The sequence below is a fragment of the Stenotrophomonas sp. Sm6012 genome (assembly GCF_030985895.1).
GTDB classification, from domain to species: Bacteria; Pseudomonadota; Gammaproteobacteria; order Xanthomonadales; family Xanthomonadaceae; genus Stenotrophomonas; species Stenotrophomonas forensis.
This window is the reverse complement of the sequence record NZ_JAPTFX010000008.1, coordinates 60,906-67,941: the sequence shown is the minus strand read 5'-3', so window position 1 is coordinate 67,941 and position 7,036 is coordinate 60,906. Positions and strand designations below refer to the sequence as shown.

General features: G+C 66.1%; 10 protein-coding genes. 9 read left to right on the top strand and 1 reads right to left on the bottom strand.

The features are described from left to right. Window positions 1-592: 592 nt before the first annotated feature. Entirely contained in the window at window positions 593-907 is a 315-nt protein-coding gene (locus O0J73_RS03130) for a DUF736 domain-containing protein (RefSeq protein ID WP_001273857.1), read from the top strand. 312 nt (window positions 908-1,219) lie between these two features. Here the strand turns inward: O0J73_RS03130 and O0J73_RS03125 are convergent, their stop codons facing one another. Next, window positions 1,220-1,513 carry a helix-turn-helix transcriptional regulator gene (locus O0J73_RS03125; RefSeq protein WP_006379425.1) on the bottom strand — a complete coding sequence of 98 codons (294 nt, stop codon included), beginning with the start codon at window positions 1,511-1,513 and terminating at the stop codon, window positions 1,220-1,222. A gap of 287 nt (window positions 1,514-1,800) precedes the next feature. Between O0J73_RS03125 and O0J73_RS03120 the strand changes: the two genes are divergently transcribed. The 8 genes from O0J73_RS03120 to O0J73_RS03085 all read left to right on the top strand — a co-directional run bounded on the left by O0J73_RS03120 (window position 1,801) and on the right by O0J73_RS03085 (window position 6,807). Continuing rightward, window positions 1,801-2,148, top strand: a complete 348-nt coding sequence (locus O0J73_RS03120) for a DUF2958 domain-containing protein (protein ID WP_016487838.1) — start codon at window positions 1,801-1,803, stop codon at window positions 2,146-2,148. A gap of 342 nt (window positions 2,149-2,490) precedes the next feature. Beyond that, window positions 2,491-3,261: a DUF2285 domain-containing protein gene (locus O0J73_RS03115; RefSeq protein WP_003092318.1), complete on the top strand. Its 771-nt coding sequence runs from the start codon at window positions 2,491-2,493 to the stop codon at window positions 3,259-3,261. A gap of 111 nt (window positions 3,262-3,372) precedes the next feature. Further along, window positions 3,373-3,657, top strand: coding sequence for a helix-turn-helix domain-containing protein (locus O0J73_RS03110; protein WP_001247107.1), 285 nt, complete (start codon window positions 3,373-3,375; stop codon window positions 3,655-3,657). A 26-nt stretch (window positions 3,658-3,683) separates the two neighbouring features. Continuing rightward, entirely contained in the window at window positions 3,684-4,529 is an 846-nt protein-coding gene (locus tag O0J73_RS03105; RefSeq protein ID WP_022652188.1) for a replication initiator protein A, read from the top strand. A 241-nt stretch (window positions 4,530-4,770) separates the two neighbouring features. Continuing rightward, a complete protein-coding gene (gene parA, locus O0J73_RS03100) occupies window positions 4,771-5,409 on the top strand; it encodes a ParA family partition ATPase (protein WP_003092312.1) in 639 nt (212 codons plus the stop codon). Beyond that, the gene (locus O0J73_RS03095; RefSeq protein ID WP_000147048.1) at window positions 5,406-5,669 is read left to right on the top strand and encodes a hypothetical protein; all 264 of its coding nucleotides are present in this window, start codon (window positions 5,406-5,408) and stop codon (window positions 5,667-5,669) included. Before parA ends, O0J73_RS03095 begins: the two co-directional genes overlap by 4 nt. Continuing rightward, window positions 5,666-6,223 (top strand): DUF2840 domain-containing protein, encoded by a 558-nt coding sequence (locus tag O0J73_RS03090; protein ID WP_023093372.1) that lies wholly within the window; start codon window positions 5,666-5,668, stop codon window positions 6,221-6,223. The genes O0J73_RS03095 and O0J73_RS03090 overlap by 4 nt, the downstream gene beginning before the upstream one ends. Beyond that, window positions 6,220-6,807 carry a S26 family signal peptidase gene (locus tag O0J73_RS03085; RefSeq protein ID WP_003092304.1) on the top strand — a complete coding sequence of 196 codons (588 nt, stop codon included), beginning with the start codon at window positions 6,220-6,222 and terminating at the stop codon, window positions 6,805-6,807. Before O0J73_RS03090 ends, O0J73_RS03085 begins: the two co-directional genes overlap by 4 nt. The last annotated feature ends 229 nt before the right edge of the window (window positions 6,808-7,036 follow it).

Genomic DNA, 7,036 nt, shown 5'->3' with positions numbered 1-7,036 from the left:
GGCGGCGCATCGCGCCGCCAACGATTCGACCGAGCCCCGCCGCAATGGGCGGGGCTGGTGTGGCTACGCCCCGGCTTGCTGCGGCAGGTTGCACGAAAGCGTGCCGTCCCCGACGCTGGCGGTTCGTTGTCTGTACGTCACGAAAGACGGTTCACCGACACGCCGCCCAGCCTCGCTTCTATGGAGCTTCCACACCACGCCTCAGTATGTGGCCGTGAGCTGCGGCAGGGGCGCTCTGGCCTTGTCGTCGGGGCATTGACCTGGCCCGCGTCAGGGCGCAAGCCGGTGCAGCCGTCACGCGGGGATGCCGAGTTGGCCACGTCTCCATTCGGGAGCGGGCGGCCTGTGCGTCCTTGTCTTGTTGTGAATCCTGGCGGTGGCGCGGCTGCGCCTTGTGCTTGATGGCCGCAACCTTGCAGCGAAAACAATTTCCCCTGCGCTGCGCGCATTCCTCGCGGGACAAATTCTTTTCGCTTCCAGGTTCTCCACGTTGTTGCGACCGCTGTGCGGTGCGACCAGCCCATCCCCCGCCGGCCGGATCACAACAAGGACGCACTGGCGCGACCTTGTTCAACCCGAAAGGAGAAACATCATGGCTAACATCGGCACCTTCACCGCAGAGAAAGACGGCTTCACCGGCACGCTTCGCACCCTGACGCTCAACGTCAAGGTCAAGCTGGTTCCCAACGACAAGGGCGACACCGAGAACGCCCCCGACTTCCACCTGCAAGCGGCTGGCCACGAAGTCGGCGCAGCGTGGAAGAAGACCAGCGAGGCCGGGCGGGAATACCTGTCCGTATCCATCGACGACCCTTCGTTCCCGGCGACGGTCTATGCCCGCCTGATCGAGAACGAGGACGGCACGCACGACCTGATCTGGTCGCGCAACAAGCCGAAGGCGGCCTGACAGCCGCTTACCGCGTCCCGCCCACTGCGGCGGGGCGCGATGCTGCTGATCGCAGCACCGCACGCGCAGGATTTCTGCTGCTGCCGCGTGCTGGATACGCCCGTCACGGCGGGCCTGCATGCGTGCCTTGTGGCTCGCAATCCGTGTCAACGAGCGGTGTGTGGCGTGTGGGCCCGGTTATCGCCGCCGGGCTTTCGGGCTTCGCCCCGTGCCGGCAAGCCGTCACGGCCATCCGGCTTCAATCCCTCACGCCTTCGCGCCTGCGGCGCTGCGCGCTCCGCTTGCTGCAATTCAGTACCACACGCCAACGCGCTAAGGCGTGTCGGGCTCTTCCAATATCGCCCTGAGTTCCTGGCGCACCTGTGCCAGCAATTCATCAGCTTCGCGGGTGCTGTCACCGGCATAAGCCAATGTGAGCAGCGTGAGCGGATGCACTTCCATGACCTCGCACAGATCGGCCAGCTTCTGGATGGTTGGGCTTTTCAGGTCGCGCTCCAGCGTGCTCATGTAGGTGCGACTGGACACGTTGGAGAACGCTTCCTGGCTCAAACCACGCGCCTTCCTTACCGTCCGAATCGCCGCTGCCAATGAGTTCTTCGCTGCCACCTATGGTTTCCCCAAAAAACCAAGATGACAGCCCATTGCGCCCTATAGGACTACAATCTATAGTGTTCATTTGGTGGTGATGTTTTCCTTTTCCGTGCTTTTACGGAGATCCGCATCTGCGGATTTCCTCAGACCCAGGGAACCGCATCCGTGTCTTTCCTGACTTCCACCAATACGCCTTCGTGCCTCTCCGCTTTTGCGGCTTCGTGCGCTTGCGCATACGTGCATCCGTCCGCAGGCACAGATGCGCCTCGGCGATTGCGTGTGTTCGTGGAAGGGGCGCGGCCTTGACCACGCTTGTCACCGAGGAAGACCGGGTGCACCTACTGGCCCACGGCCTCACCCGCGCCGCAGGCCAGGAATGTGACCCGCTGCCCGTGGTGCGCCTGTTCACACCGGACGCACATGCGACCTGGCTATTGGCCGCGCTCGATCCGACCGATGGCGATACGGCCTACGGCCTGATCGACCTCGGGATCGGGATGCCTGCCCTGGCGACGGTGAAGCTGTCCGATCTGGCGTCCATCGTCGGGCCGCTCAAGCAGCCCGTGATACGAGATCGGTATTTCCAGCCGACGCGGCCGCTGTCGGAATACGTTCGACTGGCTCAGGAAAACGGTTCGATCACCGATTGACGCATTCCAGCGCGACCAGGCAAAAAGTATCGCATTGTGACTATTTCGGTCTTAGCCAAGACCTGGCAAGTCTTGATCCGCATGCTTGCACCAGGGTGGTGCGCTCCTGACCAAAACAGTCATGATGCCAGGCGCGAGATTCGGCACGGTGTTCAATGCTGCACCCCATTTCCGGGCGGTGCAGTCGTCGCATTTAGACGATTTCGGCAATGCACTGGAGCGAATCTGTCTTGACACCAGCAGTTAAAGCGTAACCCGAGTTTGATGACCACTTGATGGCGATTCGATAGCTCCCGCACAGCGGAATTGTGGCGACGTTCCCAGAAACAGGGAGGTTTCGCCATGACTGACCGCAGCAGCCAACACTGGTATCCCACGGCCGCGTATCTCTACACGCTGCACCTCGATGGCCCAGCGCTGGCTTGGGAGTATTTGCGCAGGAATCCAAGCTACCGGCGCGACTGGCTACGCCGGCGTCGCAAGCCTGATGCGGCGCAGGCCTGGGGCCTGCGCCTGCTGGAAGATCCCGGCCTGGATGCGCGCGACGCACATCCTGCTTGGTTCCCCGATCACGATGCCGTGGTGCAGCTATACCCCGACGCCGACCCACCACCCGATGCGCATACCTTCGAGTTCTGGCGCATTCCTGGGCGCAAGCAACTGACCCACGACGGCAAGCGCCTGGTGCTCGTATCGCATTGGCCAGGCTGCTGCGTTCGGCTGGCACTCGCACCCGACCTGGAAGATGGTTCGGCCTATCTCTACGCCACACGCGCCTGCGCCACGCCCTGTGCGCGCTACCGCACGCTCGCTGCGAAGCTGGATGCGCTATCTGCCGCAACCGTGGCCACGCCTGTGGCAACAGCCCGCTCCCGCCCCACGCCCGCCGCGCTGCTGGAACTGCATACCTTGCAAGCGCTCGACGCGACCCTCGCGGGAGCCTCCTTGCGCGAGGTGGGCGAAGGTCTGTTCGGCGCGGATGCCGTCGCGGCCGACTGGCACAAAGACAGTGCATTGCGTGCCCGCGTACGGCGGCTGGTACGCCGCGGCGATGAGCTGATGCACGGCGGCTACCGCCGACTAGCGCAGCTTCCAATGTTCCCGTCGCATTAGGGGGGACGTTTCTCGACCCGTGCGAATCGTCCCTTAGCAAGAAGCCTTGCTTTCTTGAGAGTGCCTCTATCCGGCCGCGTGGTGTGGCCGGGCTTGATGGAGGTACATCCCATGCGACCTGCTCCCTCGCGGCCTGCCGCCGCTGCCGTCACTGCGACCTCGCAGCCTCAACGCTACCTGACAAACGACGAAGCCGCCGACTACCTGCGGCTGTCGCCGCGCACGCTGGAGAAGCAGCGGGTGATCGGCGGCGGCCCCAAGTTCCGCAAGTTCGGCCGCCGCGTCATGTACGCGGTGTCCGACCTCGATGCCTGGGCCGACCAGCGCAGCTACGAGGCCACGTCCGATCCCGAATACGCCGAGCGCCACGCGGGCGACTACCGTGATGGCCGCTGATCGTCGGCGCGTGGGTGGCCTTCGCCATGTCCAGCCCGCCAGGGCAAGCCTTGCCGCAGCGCGAACAGCTCGATCTGTTCCGCGCGCTGCCGGGCGACATGGCGCCACGCGATTCCCAGGACTTGATGGCCTTTCCGTTCTTCTCGCTTGCCAAGTCGCGGCGCACGGCGCCGATCGACTTCCGCAGCGGGAACGTCACCATTCGCGTGGAAGGCACGCAGGAGCACGGCATCGCAACGATATGGGATGCCGACGTGCTGATATGGGCCGCCTCGCAGATCGTGGAGGCGCGCGACGCGGGCCTGCGCCCGTCGCGCTGGATACGCGCCACGCCTTACGAGATTTTGCGCTTCATCGGGCGCGGCACGTCCCTCAACGACTACCAGCGCCTGAAGGCCGCCCTCGACCGGCTGCAATCGACCACGGTGGCCACGTCCATCCGCGAAACCACGGGAAGGCGCTTGCATCGCTTCTCGTGGATCAACGAGTGGAAGGAACTCGCCGACGCCAGCGGCACCCCGCTGGGCATCGAGCTGATCTTGCCGGACTGGTTCTATGCCGGCGTGCTCGACGCCGCCCTGGTGCTGACCATCGACCCGGCCTATTTCCGCTTGAAGGGCGGTATCGAACGCTGGCTGTACCGCCTGGTGCGCAAGCATGGCGGGCGGCAGGAGCACGGCTGGCAATTCGACTTCCGACACCTGTACCGCAAATCCGGCAGCGCGGCCCGCTTCTCGGACTTCGCCTACGACGTGCGCGCCCTGGTGGCGCGGCAGTCGTTGCCCGGCTACGTCCTCGGCATCGAGCGGATGCCGGACGACAACACCGAGCTGCTGACCTTCCGGCCCGTGCCGCACGCGGCACGGGGATAACTGCGGGAGAACCTGTGGACGGCCTCGTGCTATCAGGAGTACCGGGTATCGTGCTATCAGGAGTACGACCCTCGTGCTATCAGGAGTACGAAAACGCCGGAAAGCCAACAACGGCGCGGGTTTGCGTTCCCTCTAACTTACCTAACAAGAAATACATAACTTTTAGTAGAAGCGCGCCGTTTCGGTGGACAACCACGAAACGGCACGGCCAGGCCGGCTTTCCAGCTCGGAGGGCCGCGCCATGATCTTCGCGTTTCTCAACCAGAAAGGCGGCGTCGGCAAGACCACGCTCGCCACGCACATCGCCGGCGAACTGGCGATGCGCGGCCTGCATGTCATCCTGCTGGATGCCGACCCGCAGGGGTCATCGCTCGACTGGACGCAGCGGCGTAGCCAGCAGGGCCTGCCCCGTCTGTTCAGCGCCGTGGGCCTTGCCCGCGAAACGCTGCATCAGGAAGCGCCAGAACTCGCCAGGCGGGCCGATCACATCATCATCGACGGCCCGCCGCGCATCGCCGCCCTCGCGCGTTCCGCGCTGCTGGCGGCCGAGCGCGTGCTGATCCCCGTGCAGCCCAGCCCCTACGACGTATGGGCTTCTGCCGAGATGGTCGCACTGATCCGCGAAGCACAGGTGTTCCGGCCAGCGCTGCGCGCGGCCTTCGTCATCAACCGGCGCGTCAGCACCACCATCATCGGCAGGGAGGCACGGCAATCGCTGGCCGAACAGCCGCTGCCCGCGCTGCGCTCGGAGATCCACCAGCGCATCGTCTTTGCCGACAGCGTAGCCGCTGGCCGGCTCGCCCGCGAAACCGCGCCCGACAGCGCCGCTGCCCGCGAGATCGCCGCGCTCACCGACGAACTGCTGCGGTGGCCGACATGACTGGGAAGCCACCACCACGCAGCAAGCGCGTCGGCATCGGTGCGCGTCCCCCAGCGAATCCGCACGCCGAAGCGTGGATTCGCCAGGGCGACGCAGATGCCGTGCAGAAAGGCGACCTCTACACCGCTCGACTGACGCTCGACATCACGCCCGCCATGCGGGCGCGCATCAAGGTGTCGGCCTTCACGCGAGGCGTGACCGTAGCCGAACTGCTGCGCGACCTGCTGGAGCGGGAGTTTCCCCCGGAGGGCACGCCGTGAACGCATCCGCTTCGACCGCCCACACCCCCAAAGCAAGTGCGCCCACGGCTGCGCCGCCGCCGGCGCCTTCGACACTCGCCGGCCAGGCCGGCAACGTGCCGCTGACGCGCGTGGCGCTGGCCTACATCGAACCGCGCTTCAAGCTCTACCTGCGCTTCGGCGAACCGGCGCGCACGCTCCAGCTCGACCGCTGGCGGCGCTGCGCCGTGTTCCTGCCGAACGCGGTTCTGTGCCGCATCCGTTGGCAGGCCAACGACTACGGCACGATCCGCTGGCAGCTCATGGTGATGCAGACCGCCACGCCGCTGGACGCCGTGCAGCGCATCCCCGGCGTGCAGCCGGGCGCGCGTCTGCTGCTGCACGCCGAAGGCGATGCCAACGTGCGCGCCGTGCTGGAACGCATCGACGGCATCGAGGCGCTGGGCATCGCAGCCGCAGACACATCGCCCGCGTACTGGCGCACGCTCGCGAACCGGCTCGCAGCGCGCTCGGCGCTACCCACATACACCGCAGAACGGCACGCCGCCTGGCTGGCCGGGAGGGCATTGCCATGACCACGATTTCCACGACCGGCCCCGTGCCGCATCCTCGCTCGCGCCTGCGCGCTCGCCTCGTGCTGGCAGGCTTCGCCACCGTCGGCCTCGCTGCGCTGGCCTGGGCGGCGTTCGTGCAGCCCCTGCCGCGAATGGCCTACAACCCGTCCGACAGCGTGGCGGTCGGTTGGTATCGCATCGAACCGTTCGACCCGCGCACCGCCTCGCGGCCACGTCCGCTGTCCGTGGACAGCATCGTGCTGATGCCGCTGCCCGACAGGGCCGCCATGCTGGCTGCGCAGCGCGGCTACCTGCCGACCCGCGTTCCGCTGCTCAAACGTGTGGGCGCAGTCGCGCCACAACACGTTTGCATCGTCGCCGGCCAGGTTCGCATCGACGGCGTGCCGGTGGCCGCCGCCCTGCCTGCCGACCGGCTGGGCCGGCCGCTGCCATCCTTGCAGCTTTGCCGCCGTCTCCAACCGGGCGAACTGTTCCTGTTGAGCGCGACCAACCCGGCGTCGTTCGACAGCCGCTATTTCGGGCCGGTCAGCGCGTTCGCCGTGATCGGCGTTGCGCATCCGATCTGGCTGGAGACACGTCCATGATGGCCGCCGATTCGCTGCACTTTGCCGCGCCTCTCATCGTGCCATCGGGCATGTCGTTCTACTGTTCGTCGCCGTGTCGTCGCGCGTGCAGTGCGGGTGCATTCGCACCGCACTTCGCGCTGCCTTCGGCGCAGCCGCCCAACGTGCAGGCGTCTTGCCTCGAACGCGCCTGGCCTGCGGCCATTGGCGTGTTCGCCGGCGGGCTGGCTGCTCGTGCAGCAGCGCCGCC

Excerpts from the sequence above, each read along its gene's own strand:
- parA (WP_003092312.1), top strand. The coding sequence starts at position 4,771 with ATGATCTTCGCGTTTCTCAACCAGAAAGGCGGCGTCGGCAAGACCACG.
- O0J73_RS03130 (WP_001273857.1), top strand. The coding sequence starts at position 593 with ATGGCTAACATCGGCACCTTCACCGCAGAGAAAGACGGCTTCACCGGC.
- O0J73_RS03085 (WP_003092304.1), top strand. The coding sequence starts at position 6,220 with ATGACCACGATTTCCACGACCGGCCCCGTGCCGCATCCTCGCTCGCGC.
- O0J73_RS03110 (WP_001247107.1), top strand. The coding sequence starts at position 3,373 with ATGCGACCTGCTCCCTCGCGGCCTGCCGCCGCTGCCGTCACTGCGACC.
- O0J73_RS03095 (WP_000147048.1), top strand. The coding sequence starts at position 5,406 with ATGACTGGGAAGCCACCACCACGCAGCAAGCGCGTCGGCATCGGTGCG.
- O0J73_RS03105 (WP_022652188.1), top strand. The coding sequence starts at position 3,684 with ATGTCCAGCCCGCCAGGGCAAGCCTTGCCGCAGCGCGAACAGCTCGAT.
- O0J73_RS03115 (WP_003092318.1), top strand. The coding sequence starts at position 2,491 with ATGACTGACCGCAGCAGCCAACACTGGTATCCCACGGCCGCGTATCTC.